Consider the following 15,053-nt stretch of genomic DNA (forward strand, 5'->3'; position numbering starts at 1 on the left):
GCTCCCGTGCGACTCCGGCAGGACGTACGGGAGCCCCGCGGGACTTCCGCGGGCTTTCCGGGCGTTCCCCTCCGGGACAGACGCCGGGAACTTGTGTTCCGTTCCAGGAGTCGGTCAGGCAGGGACAATGGGTGCGGGACGGATCAGCGAACGGTGGAGTGGATGGAACGCGCGAGAGCGGAACTTCCTGAGGGTTCCGAAGGTACCGGGCAGGACGCCGGGGCGGGCGCGGCGCGGCCCGCCGCGGGCGCGGGAGGGCCAACCCTGGGTGACGGCGTCGTGCCCGACCGCGCGATGACGGCCTTCAGCCCGGCCGACGAGATCAAGGCCCGCGGCGTGCGCCGCATGAAGCTCACCGCCACCGGCCTGCTGCTGTTCGTCGCCGTGGTCTACGTCCTGTCCGAGTGGGCCGCCCATCAGGGCGCGGGCGCCTGGGCGGGCTATGTGTCGGCCGCCGCCGAGGCCGGCATGGTCGGCGCGCTCGCCGACTGGTTCGCGGTCACCGCCCTCTTCCGCCACCCGCTCGGCATCCCCATCCCGCACACCGCGATCATCCCGAAGAAGAAGGACCAGCTGGGCGTCTCGCTGGGCGAGTTCGTCGGCGAGAACTTCCTCTCCGAGGACGTGGTGCGCGGGCGGCTGCGCGCCGTCGGCATCGGCAGCCGGCTCGGCGCCTGGCTCGCCGTGCCGGAACACGCCGACCGGGTGACGGCCGAGCTGTCCGCCGCCCTGCGCGGCGCCCTCACCGTGCTGCGCGACTCCGACGTGCAGGCGGTGGTGGGGGAGGCGATCACGCGCCGTGCCGACGCGCAGGAGATCGCCCCCGGGATCGGCAAGCTGCTGGACCGCGTCGTCGCCGACGGCGGTCACAAGCGGGCCGTCGACCTGATCGTCTCCCGCGCCCACGACTGGCTGGTCCTGCACGGCGACTCCGTGATGGACGCCGTGCAGGGCGGGGCACCCGGATGGACGCCCCGGTTCGTGGACAAGAAGATCGGCGACCGGGTCTACAGGGAGCTGCTGCGCTTCGTCACCGAGATGCGGGACATGCCGGCCCATCCGGCGCGCGGCGCCCTCGACCGCTTCCTGGCGGACTTCGCCTCCGATCTCCAGTCCGACACGGAGACCCGCGCGCGGGTGGAGCGCCTGAAGACCGAGGTGCTGGGCCGCGGGGAGGTGCAGGATCTGATCGCGTCCGCCTGGACGGCCGTACGCTCCATGATCGTCTCGGCGGCGGAGGACGAACGCAGCGAACTGCGCATGCGGGTGCGGGCCTCGCTGCTGTCGCTGGGTGCCCGGATGGCCTCCGACCCCAAGGTGCAGGGCAAGGTCGACTCGTGGGTCGAGGGTGCCGCGGTGTACGTGGTCACCACGTACCGCAAGGAGATCACCTCCCTGATCACCGACACGGTGGCGAGCTGGGACGCCGAGCACACCACGAAGAAGATCGAGGCGAACATCGGCCGCGACCTGCAGTTCATCCGCATCAACGGAACGGTGGTCGGTTCGCTGGCCGGGCTGCTCATCCACACGGTCTCCCGCATGCTGGGGGCGTAGGGCTCCTCCGGACTCCTCCGAGGGCGAGGGCGGGCCCTGCGGCCTCCCGGCGCGGCGGGCGTGTCCCTTCCGGTGCAGGGCACACGGGAGGCGTTCGCTCGACGGAGAGGGAGCCATGACAGGAGAAGCGTCGCCGGCCTCGGTGCCCGCCTCCACGCAGATCGTCACCACGGCCGTCCCGGCCCGTCTGGACCGGCTGCCCTGGTCGCGATGGCACTGGATGATCGTGATCGGGCTGGGCACCGTCTGGATCCTGGACGGCCTGGAAGTCACGATCGTCGGAAACGTCGCGGGCCGCATCGCCGAGGAGGGCAGCGGCCTCGACATCAGCTCCGCCCAGATCACGGGCCTCGCCGCCGCCCTGTATGTGGCGGGCGCGTGCTCCGGGGCCCTGTTCTTCGGCCGGCTGACCGACCGTTACGGCCGCAAGAAGCTGTTCATGGCCACGCTGGCCGTCTATCTGGCGGCGACCGCGCTGACCGCGCTCTCCTTCGAGTCCTGGTGGTTCTTCCTCTTCCGCTTCCTCACCGGTTTCGGTATCGGCGGCGAGTACGCGGCGATCAACTCCGCGATCGACGAGCTGATCCCGTCCCGGTACCGGGGCCGGGTCGACCTCATCATCAACGGCAGTTACTGGCTCGGCGCGATCGGCGGCGCCCTGCTGTCCATCGTGATGCTGGACACCGACATCTTCCCCAAAAACCTCGGCTGGCGGCTCAGCTTCGCCCTCGGCGTGGTCCTGGGCCTGGTCATCCTCCTCGTACGACGGCACGTCCCGGAGAGCCCGCGCTGGCAGTTCATCCACGGCCACGGCGAGAAGGCCGACATCCTCGTGTCGTCCGTCGAACGGGAGATCGAGAAGGAGAAGGGCGAGAAGCTGCCGCCGCCGGCCGGTGAGATCACCATCCACCAGCGCAAGAGCATCGGCTTCGGCCTGATCGCCAAGACGGTCTTCCGCCGCTACCCGCGCCGCGCCGTCCTCGGCCTGTCCCTCTTCATCGGCCAGGCCTTCCTCTACAACGCGATCACCTTCGGCTTCGGCACCATCCTCATCACCTTCTTCGACGTGCCGACCGGCAGCACCGGCTACTACTTCGCCGTCATCGCCGCCGGCAACTTCTGCGGCCCGCTGATCCTCGGCCCGCTCTTCGACACGGTCGGCCGCCGGATCATGATCTCGGGCACGTATCTGCTGTCGGGCGTCCTGCTCTTCGGCACGGCGTGGCTCTTCGACCGGGGATCGCTCACGGCCACGACGATGACGGCCTGCTGGTGCGTGGTGCTGTTCTTCGCGTCGGCGGGCGCCTCCAGCGCGTACCTGACCGTCTCCGAGATCTTCCCCATGGAGACCCGCGCCATGGCCATCGCCTTCTTCTACGCCATCGGCACCGCCGCCGGCGGCGTCAGCGGCCCGCTGCTCTTCGCCAGCCTCACCGAGTCCGGCGTGGTCGGCGACACGGTCCTGGCCTTCCAGATCGGCGCCGGGCTGATGTGCGCGGCCGGACTGGTGGCGGCGTTCCTGGCGGTGAAGGCGGAACGCCGCTCGCTGGAGGACATCGCGGAGCCGCTGTCGGTGGTGGAGGCGGGTTCGGCGGCGACGCGGAGTCCCGGCACCCCGGCCAAGTAGCCTCGCGGTCGTGGGTTCTGACGCCCCGACCGCCCGACCGCCCGACCGCGAGGAGCCGTCCGATGACCGTCCGCAGGATCGTCCCCGACATCCGGGTCGAGCATGAGGAGCGGCTGCACACGAGCCGTGACTTCTACGGCCTGCTGGGCTTCGAGGAGGTCATGAACGCGGGCTGGATGACGACGCTGGCGTCCCCGTCCAACCCCACCGCCCAGATCAGCTTCTTCACCGAGGAACGCACCGCGCCCGTCGTCCCCGACCTGAGCGTGGAGGTCGAGGACGTGGACGCGGTGTACGCGCAGGTCGCCGCGTCGGGCGCGGAGATCGTACGGGAGTTGCGGGACGAGGAGTGGGGCGTACGGCGCTTCTTCGTACGGGATCCGAACGGGCGGGTGGTGAACGTACTGACGCACCTGGCCCGATGACGTGCTGACGCACCCGGTCCGGGAACGCAGGGACGCACCCGTCCGGAGCTCGCCCGGAGCTCGTCCGGAGCCCGTCCGGGCGGGGTTCAGCCCCGCCGGTCGGCGACCGCCCACGAGGCCAGCGCCACGGCGCCGGCGACACCGAGGACGGCGGGCCAGGCACCCACCTTCCTGGCCAGCGGGTGGGACCCGGCGAAGCCGGCGACGTAGGCGGCCGTCAGCGCTCCGGCGGCCCTCCCGCCCGCGCGCTCCCGCCACTGCCGCGCGGCGGCGGCCCCGGCGACGGCGAGTACGGCCCCGCCGAGCTGCCGCTTCTTCGTCCAGCGGGCGACGCCGTACCCGCCGACGAGACCACCCGCGGCGACCACCGCGCTGGGAACCTTCGCCATGTCTGCCTCCTGCTGTGCCGGCTACCGGTACCGAACCTAAACCTCGCCGGCCGCGCCAGGCGCTCCGGGGTGGCGGGGCCGGTGCTCCCCGGCGGCAGCGCGCCGCTCCATCGGCCGAACACCGTGCCCCGACCGCGTCACGTCCGGGTGTCCGCCGCGTCGGAGCGAGCACGGAGGGGGAGGGAGCACGGAGGGGAAGGGAGCACGGAGGGGGAGGGAGACGACGGGCGGAACGAGGGAGCGAGCAGCCGATGCGTACGCGGAGCCCCGGCACGGACCACCCCCGGGTGACTGAGACGCAGGTCACACCCCGCGTCCTTCCGGGGCTGTCACATCCGGCCCCCGAGCTCCGTCGTAGCGGTGTACGCCGAAGGGCGAACGACTGCCGGCCAAGCCCACGGCCGGGCGCTGCGCCCCGGCCCTCGATGCCCGGCCCGATGCCACAACGATGGAGGAACTCGTCATGGAAGCCCGACTCAACGTGTTCGACAGCCCGCTCGCCGGTAAGTTCCTGCGGCACATCAACTCGGCGGCCAAGGTCTTCGACTCGTCGCTGCCGGCCGCGACCCAGGAACTGGTGAAGATCCGCGCCAGCCAGATCAACGGCTGCGGCTTCTGCCTCGACATGCACACCAAGGACGCCGAGAAGGCCGGCGAGACGGCGCTGCGCCTGAACCTGATCGCGGCATGGCGGGAGGCCAAGGTCTTCACCGACGCCGAGCGCGCCGCCCTGGAACTGACCGAGCAGGGCACCCGCCTCGCCGACGGCGCCGGCGGCGTCACCGACGAGGCCTGGGCGAACGCGGCCCGGCACTACGACGAGGACCAGCTCGTCGCACTGGTCGGCCTGATCGCCGTCATCAACGCCTACAACCGGCTGAACGTCATCACCCAGCAGCCGGCGGGCGACTACGTGCCGGGCATGTTCGGCTGACCGTCCGGCCGGCCCGCCCGTCCCCGGACCCGGTTCACTGGATGCTCCAGCGATGCGGGTGTCCGGGGTCCGCGGGGCAGGCGAAGACGTTGAGCTCACCATGACGTCCGACGACGACCCCGGTGGGCGCGGCGTGCGGGTGGGGCGGGAGACCGTGCTCCTCGACGGGCTTCCAGCTGCCGCTCCCGCCGTCCCACTCGGAGCTGTCGACGGTGATCAGCAGCTCCATGGCGGTGCCGCAGGCCCGGCAGTCCATGGCCGTCGGATCGGTCAGATGCCAGGACGCGAACCCGCCCGCGCGCCATCCCGGCGGGATGGAGAGGTCGTACTGGTAGCCGACCGGGTCCGGTTCGTCGGGGTCGTCCGACTCCTCGGCCGCCTCCTCGAGCGCCTCCTCCCAGGCGTCGATCCGGTCGCGCAGATCCTCGGGCAGCAGCCCCGCGAACGGGTACGTGACGACCTGCTCGGGATGGAGCACGCAGGGCTCGGGCAGGTACCCGTCGAAGCCGACCACCTCCGGCTGCGGCGGTACGGCCAGTGTCTCCCCGACCTCCGCCGACCTGCGCCAGCGCAGATCCAGGAACATCCCGGACCTGGTGCTGCCGTGCGCGTCGAAGGGACACCAGAAGACCTGGAGCAGGTCGCAGCCGTCCGGCCCGGCGGGCAGGTCGGGAACGTCCCGCCGGTACAACTGGGCCAGTGCGACCAGCGGCAGCGGGTCCGTGTCGGAGAGGCCGGGCACCCGGTGCCCGCGCCCGAGCTCCTCCAGGAGAGCCGGCTCGTCGTCCGTCAGCCCCGAGTCGGGACCGCCGCGGTCCCGCGCCGCTGCCCAGAGCTCCCGCTCCCGGCGGATGTCCCCCGGCCGGCGCCCCCGCCCCCGCGTGTGCGCCTCGCCGCACACCGGCCAGGGCTCGTCCGCCGGCCACAGCATCGGCCCGCCGACGGAGGAGTCCGTCATGCCCGGGCTGCCCTTCCGCGGATGCAGCCGGGTGGTCGTGCCCCGGTGGGCGGCCAGTGCGGGGAAGAGCGCCTCGACGTCGAGCGGGCGGGGCGGAGTGGTCCTCGTCATGCGGCGACCCTAGCCACTGAGGTCACGCGGTCACGCGGTCGCGGGGTCGCGGGGTCTCCCGCAGCTCGGCAGCCCGGCAGCCCGGCACCTCGTCCGCCCACCGGGCGAACCGCCGCCGGAGCCCGGCCTCCCCGGCGAGTTCCGCGGCGCACCCCCTTCACCCGCCGGTCCCAAGGGTCGGACCGTTCCGCCCGTCCGAGGATCAGGCCGTTTGGCCCGGCCGCTCGAACCCGCCGCCCCGGCCGAAGAGTTCGTGATCGTCGACAACTGCTGCGGGCGGGAGCCGAGTGCTCTTAGATGGAGGTGCTGATCACCTACGCCAAACCTAGGAGACCCCGCCGTGTCGGACACCAACTCCCAGATCGAGGCCAGCGCGGAGATACGTGCCCGGATCGACACCACCACACCGCACTCGGCCCGCTTCTGGAACTACTTCGTCGGCGGCAAGGACCACTACGAGATCGACCGGGAGATCGGGGACGAGATCAAGGGGATCTTCCCGGGCCTCGTCGACGTGGCCCTCGCCAGCCGGCTCTTCCTGGGACGTGCCGTCCGCCATCTGATCCGGGAGCAGGGCATCCGGCAGTTCCTGGACATCGGCACCGGGCTCCCCACCGCCGACAACACGCACGAAGTGGCGCAGCGCGTCGCTCCCGACGCCCGGATCGTGTACGTCGACAACGACCCGATCGTGCTGGCCCACGCCAACGCGCTGCTCACCAGCACCCCCGAGGGCAGGACCGCCTACCTGGACGCCGACCTCTACGCCCCCGACACCGTCCTGGAGGCCGCCGCCCAGACCCTCGACTTCTCCCAGCCGATCGCCCTGATCATCCTCAACACCCTCGGCCACGTCGCCGACTACGACCAGGCACGCGACCTGGTGGGCCGCCTGATGGCAGGCCTCCCGTCGGGCAGCTACCTGGTGATCAGCGACAGCACCGCGACGAGCGAGGGCATGATCGCCGCCTCGAACGCCTACAACGCCAGTGGCGCGACGCCGTACTACGTACGCGGCGTCGAGGAGATCGCCGGCTTCTTCGACGGGCTGGAACCGGTCGCCCCCGGCATCACCCAGGTCACGTCCTGGCGCCCGGACCCGGACAGCCCCACCGACCCGGCCGCCGCCTCCGTCGACGCCTACTGCGGGGTGGCACGCAAGCCGTGAGGCGGGCGCGGCTCCGGCAGCACCGAGGGCCGGCCCCTCCCGCCCGAGCCGCGCCGTACGGCCGGCGCCCTTCCGGGATCTCCTCACCCGTCGCCCCGGGCCGGGATCCTCACCCGTCATCCCGGTCCGGGATCTCCTCACCCGTCGCCCCGGGCCGGGATCCTCACCCGTCGCCCCGGTCCGGGATCTCCTCACCCGTCGCCCCGGTCCGGGAACACCGAACCCGACGCCCGGCCGGGAACCAGCCCGTCACCGGGCACTCTTCCGGGTGAACGCGCATGCCCATGGCACCGGCCTCCGGCGCGGCCCTCCCCACGGCCCGGAGGCGCCGTGCTGCGGGGCCGCGGCACATTCGCCGGCCGTGGGAAGGCACGGACCGGCCGGGAGAAGGCGTGCCCACGGTCGGCTCTCCGTCGCTACGATCTGCGCCGCTGTGGGCCGATGCGTCCATGCACGCGGTGCATACGCGGCTGACGTGCTGCTATGCCGTCATGCAGCGGTGTGGACGCCCGGCCGTTCCGCCTGACGACGGGGAGAGACACGACATGGCGTACGAGCAGGAGGGTTCGGACCGGGAGCAACCGCCGGGGGAGCGGTTGGCGCGGCTGCTCCGGGGCTGGTGGGAGGAGGCCGGGCACGCGTCGGGCGGCCTGCGGCCGACCCAGCAGGCGCTGGCCTCGAGACTGGGTGTCGACCAGACCACGCTCTCGCGCTACTTGAACCCGAAGCACACGTCGAACGCCCCTCCGCGAGTGGTGGAGGCCCTGCACGCGCAGTTGCGTGCTCCGGCGGCGGAACTGGAGCAGGCGCGGGCACTGTGCCGGGCCGCGCTGGAGGAGAGCAGCCGGCAGCGGATCGCCGGCGGCAAGCAGGCGACCACCGCCGCGGCCGACACCGCGGACGGGCCCCGCTCCACGGGCGGGCCGGGTCCGGCCGGCGGGCAGGGTTCCACCCCCCGCGCGGACACCGCACCCACGGCCGCACCCACGGCCGGCCCCGCGGACGGGCCCGGCCCCGCCAACCGGACCGGCGCCCCCGCCGGTGGCGACGCCCCCGCCGGTACGGACGCCGCCCTCGGGTCGGACCCCGCCGCCGGAGCCGAGGCCGCGGACGGGACGGACGCGGGTGACGCGACGTCCGGCCGCCCCCGCTCCCGGCGGGCCCTGCCGGCGCTGATGGTGGCGGCCGTGGTCCTGGCCTTCGCCGCCGGAGCGGGCGTTCGCGAACTGGTCGCCCCGAGCCGTGACGTCCCGGCCGCCGGTGCGGCCGGTGCCGCACCCGCGAGCGTGGGACCGCACGAGTGGCCGCTGCTGATGATGCAGAAGGAGGACCACCACACCCGTGGCCGAGCCCTCCAGCACCTGCTTAACGCGCACGGCTACGAGGTCAGGGCGGACGGCTTCTTCGACGAGGAGACCCGGGACGCCGTCATGGACTTCCAGCGCAAGCGCGATCTGGCGCCCGACGGCAAGGTGGGCAAGGACACGTGGCCGGAGCTGGTGAAGGAGGCCACCCCCGGGTCCGAGGGCGCACACGTTCTGGCCGTGCAGGAGCTCCTGGACAACGTGGGCCAGGGCGGCACGGTGGTGTCGGGGAAGTTCACCGCGGTGACCGCCGCGGACCTGAGGTTCTTCCAGAGCAATCACCATCTGCCCGTGACCGGCAGGGCGGACACGGAGACCTGGCTGGTCCTGCTCGTGCGACAGCTCCCGCCGGACAGCGCCCCCGCGTACCAGACGTCCACGAGGATCCCCGCGTCGTCGTCCGCGTCGGCGTGAGGGCGCGCGTCCGCGCGAGCGGGTCGGCCTCACGCGCGGGCGCCGCGTCGGGCGCGTGCCGTGCAGGCCGTGCAGGCCGCGCATGACGGCATGACGGCATGACGGCAGGTCAGAGCCCTCTCGTACGCGGTGCATGGATGCGCCTCGGCAAGCGGCCGGGATCGTCTTCTCGTACTCGCTCCCGCCGGTGATGCTGGTGTCGCAGCCGGAACTCCGGATCTCGCTCCGCCCCCGTCGGCGGGGCGCCACGCACGGAGTCTCGTTCCGGCCCGCTTCCCGTCAGTTCTCCGTTCGAAGGGGTACCCATGTCTGCTTTCCGCAAGTCCGTCACGTCCGTCCTGTCGGCCGTCGTCCTCGCCGGTGGACTGGCCGTGGGCGCCGCCGCCCCGGCGAGCGCGGCCACGTGCCCGTCGTCGGCCTCCCCGGTGATCGACGGCGCGAGGGCCAGCTGGTCCCTGCGCTGCTCGGGCGGCAAGGTGACGGTCTCCGGCTGGCTCGAGGACACCCGCATGGACGGCAAGTGCGCCCTGGTCCGCCTCGTCGGAGGCAACGGCGAGACCAAGAGGTCGACGGCGTGCAGCTCCGGTGTCCGTGAGCAGTTCAGCCACAGCTTCGCCGGGACGAACAGGGCCGAGGTCCGCCTGGCCATCGCCTGACCTCGAACGGACGGGGGCGGGCCACGGCACCCGCCCCCTCCGTCGGCCCGGGTCGCGCCCACCCGGACCGCGGCGGTCGGCCGAGCGGCCGTACCACCCACCCGAGCCACCCACCCGAGCGGTGTACGCGCGCCGTACACCCGAGCCACCACCCGAGCCGTACACGCGAGGCCGGCTGCCCGGCCCCGGACGACAAGAAGCGAGGAACCCACATGAACAGCAACGCACGTCACCTGCGCGGCGCCTTGGTCGCCGGGGCCGTGGCGACCACGCTGGCCCTGGCGCCGGCCGCGGCCGCCCAGGGCCCCGCCGAGGCCAGGGCGGCGGCAGCCGCGCCGGCGACGACCCTGGTGTTCGACAAGAATCCGGGTGATCCCACCAACTCGAAGCTCTCCGTCTACCAGGGCAAGAAGCTCTGGGCCACCTACCGGGCCGGATCAGGTCTCGGCGTCAAGGACGACTGCGCCCGCGCCCGGGGCTGGATGCCGAACGGCAACTGGAAGATCAAGCTCAAGACCCGCACGTACAACGGCAATCTCATCAAGGGGTACGCCGTCTACCTGCAGGACATGAAGTGCTCCAAGGGCACCCTGACCCGCACGGAGATGTTCATCCACTCCGAGATGAACCGCGACGGCAGCGCGGGCCGGACCGAGGCCCGCCGCTGGGACGGCGCCGGTGACTACAAGTCCAACGGCTGCGTGAAGCTGAACCCGACGGACATCAAGAAGATGTTCCGCCTCCTCGACCGCATCGGCTGGCCGACCCACCTGCGCGTGGTGTCCTGACCCGGGCGCTCGGCGGCTGCCGGCACGTGCGGCAGCCGCCGTGGCGGCGCGGCCGGGCCGAGAGGGGAGGGCCCGGCCGACGTGCCGGCCTCGTCACCGGACCTCGCGTCAGCCGTCGGTGGCGAGGCGGTTCGACCACTCCCTCAGCAGGTACTGCTCCGTGGCGCTGAGGGGCCGTCCGTCCGGGGAGGGCGGCGCGCACGGCGCGGGCGTCGCCGGTGACGGCGGCGCCCCGTCGCCAGGACCGGGCCGTCCGCCCGGCCGCCGCCTTTGTCGACGCCCGTCGCGGGACGGCGCGCGAGCCGTGCGGCGACCACGGTGCCTCACGGTCACCCCGAGGCCAGCTGCTCCGCGATCTCCGCGATCCAGGCGTCCCTCTTCGCGGGGTCGTTGAGGGTCAGCTCCCACTCCTCCACCGTGTTCAGGTTGTGCTGATCGGGGCCCGCCTTGAGTGCGATGAGCAGCTGCCGGGCAGACTGCCGCAGTTCGGGCGTCGTGCTGCCGCTCCCGGGCACGTCGGGACCCGCCGCCAGGCCGTAGATCTTGCGTGCCATGGCCTGGCGTTCGCCCTTCGACACCTTCTTCCAGAACTTCAGGGCGTGCGACAGCGACTCCGTGCGGGGCGCGGCGTTGTCCGGCGTCTCGCCCTCCAGCGTGTAGCGATCGGGGTGGCGTTTCTCGTTGTAACGCTTGGTGGCCGCGCGGCCCGCCTTGTAACTGGTGGTGCCCAGGACGAAACCGGCCCCGATCGCGGCGAGAATCCAGCCGGCCGGGTTGCTCGCCATCGCTCCCGTCGCCGTGACCAGCGTCAGGACGCCGGCCGCGGCCTTGGCGGGTTCGCCCACGACGCCGCCCATCGTCTCCTTGCCCATCTTGAATTTCTGCTTCGTCATCGCGTACTTCCGTACTTCGCTCAGGTCCGCAGCCTCCTTCTGGGCACGCTTGTACGCCTCATCGGCGGGCTTGATGCTGCGGTACTCCCTCTCGAAGCGGGCGTAGGCCTCTTCGACGCCTTCCTGCCATCCCTCGTGCGGGTGCGCCGCGGCCGCGTCCAACCTGGCGTACATCTCCGCTTGGGCCGTGTTCGCCCGGAACACGGCCATGTGCGCCTCCTGGTCCAGTCGGACGAGCAGATCCGCGTTGACTTTCTTGGCATCGCCGAGGCTCTGCAACTCCTTGTACTTCTTGGCCGCTCCCCCGACACGGATCAGGGCACGGACGCCCTTCGCCACGCCGGTGACGGCACTGAGGGCACCGCTCGCCTCGGCCGCCGTCGCGGCGTTCGCCGCCCCCTGGACCTTGGTCGCCTCCTTGGCGATGGCGGCGCCGTAGGAACCCGAACTGACGGCACCGACGCCCGCGTCCGTCGCCTTGACCTTGGCCTTCCGTTTGGCCGTGTGGTGTTTGGCCCCGGACTCGTTCTGCTTGGTGTCCTTCCAGTTCTTGTACGCGTCCATGCCGCTGACCACGACGCCGGTGGCCTCCGTGAGGAGGTTCCACCCCGCGGCGGAGGTTCCCGAGATGGCGGCGTCGTTCTTGAGGGCCCCGTCGGCGGTGGCACCGGCCTGGTGGGTGAGGGCGGCGTTGGTGGGGGTCTGGCCACCCTTGACGGCGTTGTCCGCGGGTTCGAGGTTCTTCTTGAACCGGTCCAGCAGCGCGTTGATCCGGTCGCGGTAGCTCTTCCTCTGCGGCGCGCCGTCGGCCGCGCCACCGCCTCCCGCCGCCTGTTCCGTGGTCGTGCCGACGGGCTCCGCCGCCTGTTCCGTGGTCGTGCCGGCGGGCTCCGCCGCCTGTTCCGCGGTCGTGCTTCTGGCACGCTGGACCGCCGCGGTGGCGGCCCGGTTGCCGACGCTGGACTGGAACCGGAGGAAGGCGTGCTCCGCGGAGTTCGCGGACGGACTCCCGGTCCGGCTGCCCTCCCGACGCTGCTTGACCGATGTCAGCGTGGCCACGGACGGCCGTGTCGGGGTGCGGTGGACCGGGGTGCTCATGGGCATGCCTCTCCTGCTGCCGGACCGGGCGAGGCGAAGGTAGCCAGGCGTGGCTAACGGGAGGGGTGCGGCGGGGGAACTCTTCGTGGATGCTGTGGGAAGCGTCGTGGCGACGGAGGCGGGCGGGGCGGAGTACGCCTCCCGAGCCACCTGCTCCGCGTACGGCCCGCCGACGTGACCGGCGGGCCGTGGCGGTGAGGGCGCCCAGGGGCGGGCGTCGACGGGAGAAGCGCGGTGGGGTCGTTGCTGGTGGCGGCCTGGCTGACGGTGCCGAGATACGAGTTGACGATGGCGCCAGCCGGCGAGCACCCACTCCCGGAAGGCGATGTGGCCGTCTGGCGCCCGCAGCGACGGCCAAGAGCTGGCCGCGGAGAAGGTCAGAGGGAAGATGACCGCCTCACCGGTCAGCAGCGTGGCGAAGAACGCGATGCTGAACTGGGTCGCGTCTACGACGTCGTCGTGTTCGCGCGGGAAGGCGAAAGCGAGGGGCGAGCTCCAAAGCACATAGACGTAGCGCGACTTGTCTCCACCCCTGCACCGTCGCCCCGTTCACCGCTCGCTCTTCTTCAGCGTTGTCTCGCTCTTTCAGAGAGGCGGCAGACGCGAACAGTGTCTCTTCCGCCAGAGGCCACCGGCATGGGGATGTGGTCAGGCGTCGGTGACGGGGTCCGGCCAAGCGGTCAGGAAGTGACGCCATGCCCCAGCTGACACGCCGAGGCATGGGCCTTCCGGCTGCTTGGAGTCTCGTATGAGCACCCCTGAACGGACGAAGGCGGCTTCCACGCATTCCGTGGTGTTGCCTCCGCTGTACGACGATTTGAACCAGGTGAGTTCACAGTGACGCTGGTCAGCGGTCGGCATCTACAGCTCCTTGCGGACGCGATGGATCAGGTCGGAGGAGGCCTCCATGTCCAACGCTTGTGCGCGCAGGTACTCGAACGCAAGTCGGTAGCGCTCCAGTTCCTCATCCTTCTCCAGGAAGAGCGACCCGGTGTGGAAGTCGACGTACACGACGTCGAGGGTCGGCTCAGCGCCGCCGATCATGACGAAGCTTCCGAGCGCCGCGGCGTGAGCGCCCTTCGCGAAGGGGAGCACCTGGAGCGTGGTGTGAGGTGAGTCGTTCTCCGTGAGCAGCCGGTCCAACTGCTCCTTCATCGTTTGCGGCGACCCGACAACGCGGCGGATGACGGACTCGTCGATGATCGCCCACAGGTGCAGCGGCTTCGGACGAGTGAGGATCTCCTGTCGCTTCATGCGGATGTCCACAAGCCGTTCGATCTCATCCGGCGACAGGGGCACCTCATTGGCCCGCTGAAGGGCGGTGCTATAGGCGCGAGTCTGAAGGAGCCCGGGAACGTAGACGCAGGCGAAGTGGTTCTCGCGTACGGCCTCGTCCTCAAGGGTGAGCAGCAGGTTCATGTCCTCCGGGATGGAGTCGGAGAACGAACTCCACCAGCCTTGTTGCTTGGCGTCCTTCGCCAGCCGTACGACGGCTTCGCGCTCGGAGTCGGCAGCCCCGTACTCGCGGCACAGTGCGTCGACGATGACCCATTTCACGGGGCCTGCCTGGGTTTCGTACCGGCTGACCGTGGCCTTGGAGACCCCGACGAGTCGGCCGGCCTCTTCCAGGGTCAGGCCCTTACTGGCACGCAACTTCCTCAACGTCGCGCCGAGTTGACGTCGGCGAGTGGTGGCCCTCACGGTCATGCGGACTTCCTCCTGCACGTGCGCCGGGCGGTCGCTCCGGGCCTGATCAGGCTAGGCAGCGAGGGGACCTCCCACCATCAGATTCACTCGATGGATTCTCGTGAGAAGTTACATAGAGAGACTTCTCTGTGTCATTCTCCCTTACGAACCGCTACGCAGTGGAGCCGGGCGAACACGTTAGGCTCATGTGCGCGTGGCTCGGGAGGGAGGAGTCCGCATGCCCGGCGACGAGGTCAGGGAACACCGACAACGGTCTGTTCTGCCCTTCATGGCAGCGCCGGCTGAGGTGCGGCTGCTGCGGCAGGCCGCTACGGCTCAGCTGGGGCAGTGGGGCATGCCCCACGCCGTGGACGAAACGGAGCTGGTGGTCACGGAGCTGGCCACCAATGTCATCAAACACGTGGGTGAGGGCACGTCCGCCACGCTGGTCCTGGAGTGGGACGGCGAGCGGTTGCGCGTAGAAGTCCATGACAAGAGCCACTCCGTGCCGTCCTTGTCGGCAGCCGGCTGCGACGACGAATGCGGGCGCGGACTGCATCTGCTCGACGCCGTGACGGCGGATTGGGGGACGGTTCTGACGGCGGCCGGAAAGTCGGTGTGGTGCGAGATCACTCTCGGGTCCGATCCGGTGTGTCAGCGGACGGAACGGGCGGCTGCGGCTCTGCGGAGCTATCGCCCTGCGGGCGGCACGGCTGCGGAGGGCCGGATGCGAGATCTCGCTCTCAAGGAGTCAGCGGTTGAGCTGATCGCTGACTTGCTGCACTGGACGGCTTCCTGCGGCTTTGATCCAGACGACGTCTTGGACCAGGCCCAACTGCACTACGAAGTTGAGTCCGACATTGCCGCCTGAAGTTCGCTGGCCCCTTCGCTGCATGCCGGTATGGCGCCGCGGCGAAACGGGTGTTAGCCGGCCAGGCCCATACTGCCTCCGCGCCAGCGGCAAGCCCGCTCGCGGTCTGCGTCG

14 protein-coding genes are annotated in these 15,053 nt (G+C 71.2%); 9 read left to right on the forward strand and 5 right to left on the reverse strand.

The features are described from left to right. Positions 1-162: 162 nt before the first annotated feature. From ACP4IX_RS00615 to ACP4IX_RS00625, 3 genes are all read left to right on the forward strand, one after another. On the forward strand, positions 163-1,557 hold the full coding sequence (locus ACP4IX_RS00615) for a DUF445 domain-containing protein (RefSeq protein WP_426554413.1): 1,395 nt from the start codon (positions 163-165) through the stop codon (positions 1,555-1,557). A gap of 115 nt (positions 1,558-1,672) precedes the next feature. Beyond that, entirely contained in the window at positions 1,673-3,184 is a 1,512-nt protein-coding gene (locus tag ACP4IX_RS00620; protein WP_426516750.1) for an MFS transporter, read from the forward strand. 62 nt (positions 3,185-3,246) lie between these two features. After that, positions 3,247-3,609, forward strand: a complete 363-nt coding sequence (locus ACP4IX_RS00625; protein ID WP_426554414.1) for a VOC family protein — start codon at positions 3,247-3,249, stop codon at positions 3,607-3,609. Between the two features lie 86 nt (positions 3,610-3,695). Here the strand turns inward: ACP4IX_RS00625 and ACP4IX_RS00630 are convergent, their stop codons facing one another. Further along, positions 3,696-3,998, reverse strand: a complete 303-nt coding sequence (locus ACP4IX_RS00630) for a hypothetical protein (protein ID WP_426516754.1) — start codon at positions 3,996-3,998, stop codon at positions 3,696-3,698. A gap of 463 nt (positions 3,999-4,461) precedes the next feature. Here ACP4IX_RS00630 and ACP4IX_RS00635 point away from each other — a divergent pair, with 463 nt between their 5' ends. Continuing rightward, positions 4,462-4,932, forward strand: a complete 471-nt coding sequence (locus tag ACP4IX_RS00635) for a carboxymuconolactone decarboxylase family protein (RefSeq protein WP_426516756.1) — start codon at positions 4,462-4,464, stop codon at positions 4,930-4,932. 34 nt (positions 4,933-4,966) lie between these two features. On the opposite strand, the gene ACP4IX_RS00640 is transcribed toward ACP4IX_RS00635, so the two are convergent. Beyond that, complete coding sequence (locus tag ACP4IX_RS00640; RefSeq protein ID WP_426554415.1) at positions 4,967-6,001, reverse strand: hypothetical protein; 1,035 nt, start codon at positions 5,999-6,001, stop codon at positions 4,967-4,969. 340 nt (positions 6,002-6,341) lie between these two features. Between ACP4IX_RS00640 and ACP4IX_RS00645 the strand changes: the two genes are divergently transcribed. From ACP4IX_RS00645 to ACP4IX_RS00660, 4 genes are all read left to right on the forward strand, one after another. Further along, positions 6,342-7,169 carry an SAM-dependent methyltransferase gene (locus ACP4IX_RS00645; protein WP_426516760.1) on the forward strand — a complete coding sequence of 276 codons (828 nt, stop codon included), beginning with the start codon at positions 6,342-6,344 and terminating at the stop codon, positions 7,167-7,169. A gap of 545 nt (positions 7,170-7,714) precedes the next feature. Further along, positions 7,715-8,947: a peptidoglycan-binding protein gene (locus tag ACP4IX_RS00650; RefSeq protein ID WP_426554416.1), complete on the forward strand. Its 1,233-nt coding sequence runs from the start codon at positions 7,715-7,717 to the stop codon at positions 8,945-8,947. A gap of 305 nt (positions 8,948-9,252) precedes the next feature. Next, entirely contained in the window at positions 9,253-9,603 is a 351-nt protein-coding gene (locus tag ACP4IX_RS00655) for a hypothetical protein (RefSeq protein ID WP_426516764.1), read from the forward strand. Positions 9,604-9,815: 212 nt separating this feature from the next. Continuing rightward, positions 9,816-10,391: a L,D-transpeptidase family protein gene (locus ACP4IX_RS00660; RefSeq protein ID WP_426516766.1), complete on the forward strand. Its 576-nt coding sequence runs from the start codon at positions 9,816-9,818 to the stop codon at positions 10,389-10,391. A gap of 329 nt (positions 10,392-10,720) precedes the next feature. On the opposite strand, the gene ACP4IX_RS00665 is transcribed toward ACP4IX_RS00660, so the two are convergent. From ACP4IX_RS00665 to ACP4IX_RS00675, 3 genes are all read right to left on the reverse strand, one after another. After that, complete coding sequence (locus ACP4IX_RS00665; protein ID WP_426554417.1) at positions 10,721-12,382, reverse strand: hypothetical protein; 1,662 nt, start codon at positions 12,380-12,382, stop codon at positions 10,721-10,723. A gap of 648 nt (positions 12,383-13,030) precedes the next feature. Beyond that, entirely contained in the window at positions 13,031-13,243 is a 213-nt protein-coding gene (locus tag ACP4IX_RS00670) for a DUF397 domain-containing protein (protein WP_426554418.1), read from the reverse strand. Then, complete coding sequence (locus ACP4IX_RS00675; RefSeq protein ID WP_426554419.1) at positions 13,244-14,089, reverse strand: helix-turn-helix domain-containing protein; 846 nt, start codon at positions 14,087-14,089, stop codon at positions 13,244-13,246. It abuts the gene before it with no gap. A gap of 217 nt (positions 14,090-14,306) precedes the next feature. Between ACP4IX_RS00675 and ACP4IX_RS00680 the strand changes: the two genes are divergently transcribed. Continuing rightward, positions 14,307-14,939 carry an ATP-binding protein gene (locus tag ACP4IX_RS00680; RefSeq protein WP_426554420.1) on the forward strand — a complete coding sequence of 211 codons (633 nt, stop codon included), beginning with the start codon at positions 14,307-14,309 and terminating at the stop codon, positions 14,937-14,939. Positions 14,940-15,053: the final 114 nt, after the last annotated feature.

The sequence above is a fragment of the Streptomyces sp. WG5 genome (assembly GCF_049974565.1).
In the GTDB taxonomy this organism is placed as follows: Bacteria; Actinomycetota; Actinomycetes; order Streptomycetales; family Streptomycetaceae; genus Streptomyces.

Bases quoted from the DNA above. Each gene is read 5' to 3' on its own strand.
- ACP4IX_RS00615 (WP_426554413.1), top strand. From the start codon at position 163: ATGGAACGCGCGAGAGCGGAACTTCCTGAGGGTTCCGAAGGTACCGGG.
- ACP4IX_RS00620 (WP_426516750.1), top strand. From the start codon at position 1,673: ATGACAGGAGAAGCGTCGCCGGCCTCGGTGCCCGCCTCCACGCAGATC.
- ACP4IX_RS00625 (WP_426554414.1), top strand. From the start codon at position 3,247: ATGACCGTCCGCAGGATCGTCCCCGACATCCGGGTCGAGCATGAGGAG.
- ACP4IX_RS00630 (WP_426516754.1), bottom strand. From the start codon at position 3,998: ATGGCGAAGGTTCCCAGCGCGGTGGTCGCCGCGGGTGGTCTCGTCGGC.
- ACP4IX_RS00635 (WP_426516756.1), top strand. From the start codon at position 4,462: ATGGAAGCCCGACTCAACGTGTTCGACAGCCCGCTCGCCGGTAAGTTC.
- ACP4IX_RS00640 (WP_426554415.1), bottom strand. From the start codon at position 6,001: ATGACGAGGACCACTCCGCCCCGCCCGCTCGACGTCGAGGCGCTCTTC.
- ACP4IX_RS00650 (WP_426554416.1), top strand. From the start codon at position 7,715: ATGGCGTACGAGCAGGAGGGTTCGGACCGGGAGCAACCGCCGGGGGAG.
- ACP4IX_RS00655 (WP_426516764.1), top strand. From the start codon at position 9,253: ATGTCTGCTTTCCGCAAGTCCGTCACGTCCGTCCTGTCGGCCGTCGTC.
- ACP4IX_RS00660 (WP_426516766.1), top strand. From the start codon at position 9,816: ATGAACAGCAACGCACGTCACCTGCGCGGCGCCTTGGTCGCCGGGGCC.
- ACP4IX_RS00665 (WP_426554417.1), bottom strand. From the start codon at position 12,382: ATGAGCACCCCGGTCCACCGCACCCCGACACGGCCGTCCGTGGCCACG.
- ACP4IX_RS00670 (WP_426554418.1), bottom strand. From the start codon at position 13,243: ATGCCGACCGCTGACCAGCGTCACTGTGAACTCACCTGGTTCAAATCG.
- ACP4IX_RS00675 (WP_426554419.1), bottom strand. From the start codon at position 14,089: ATGACCGTGAGGGCCACCACTCGCCGACGTCAACTCGGCGCGACGTTG.
- ACP4IX_RS00680 (WP_426554420.1), top strand. From the start codon at position 14,307: ATGCCCGGCGACGAGGTCAGGGAACACCGACAACGGTCTGTTCTGCCC.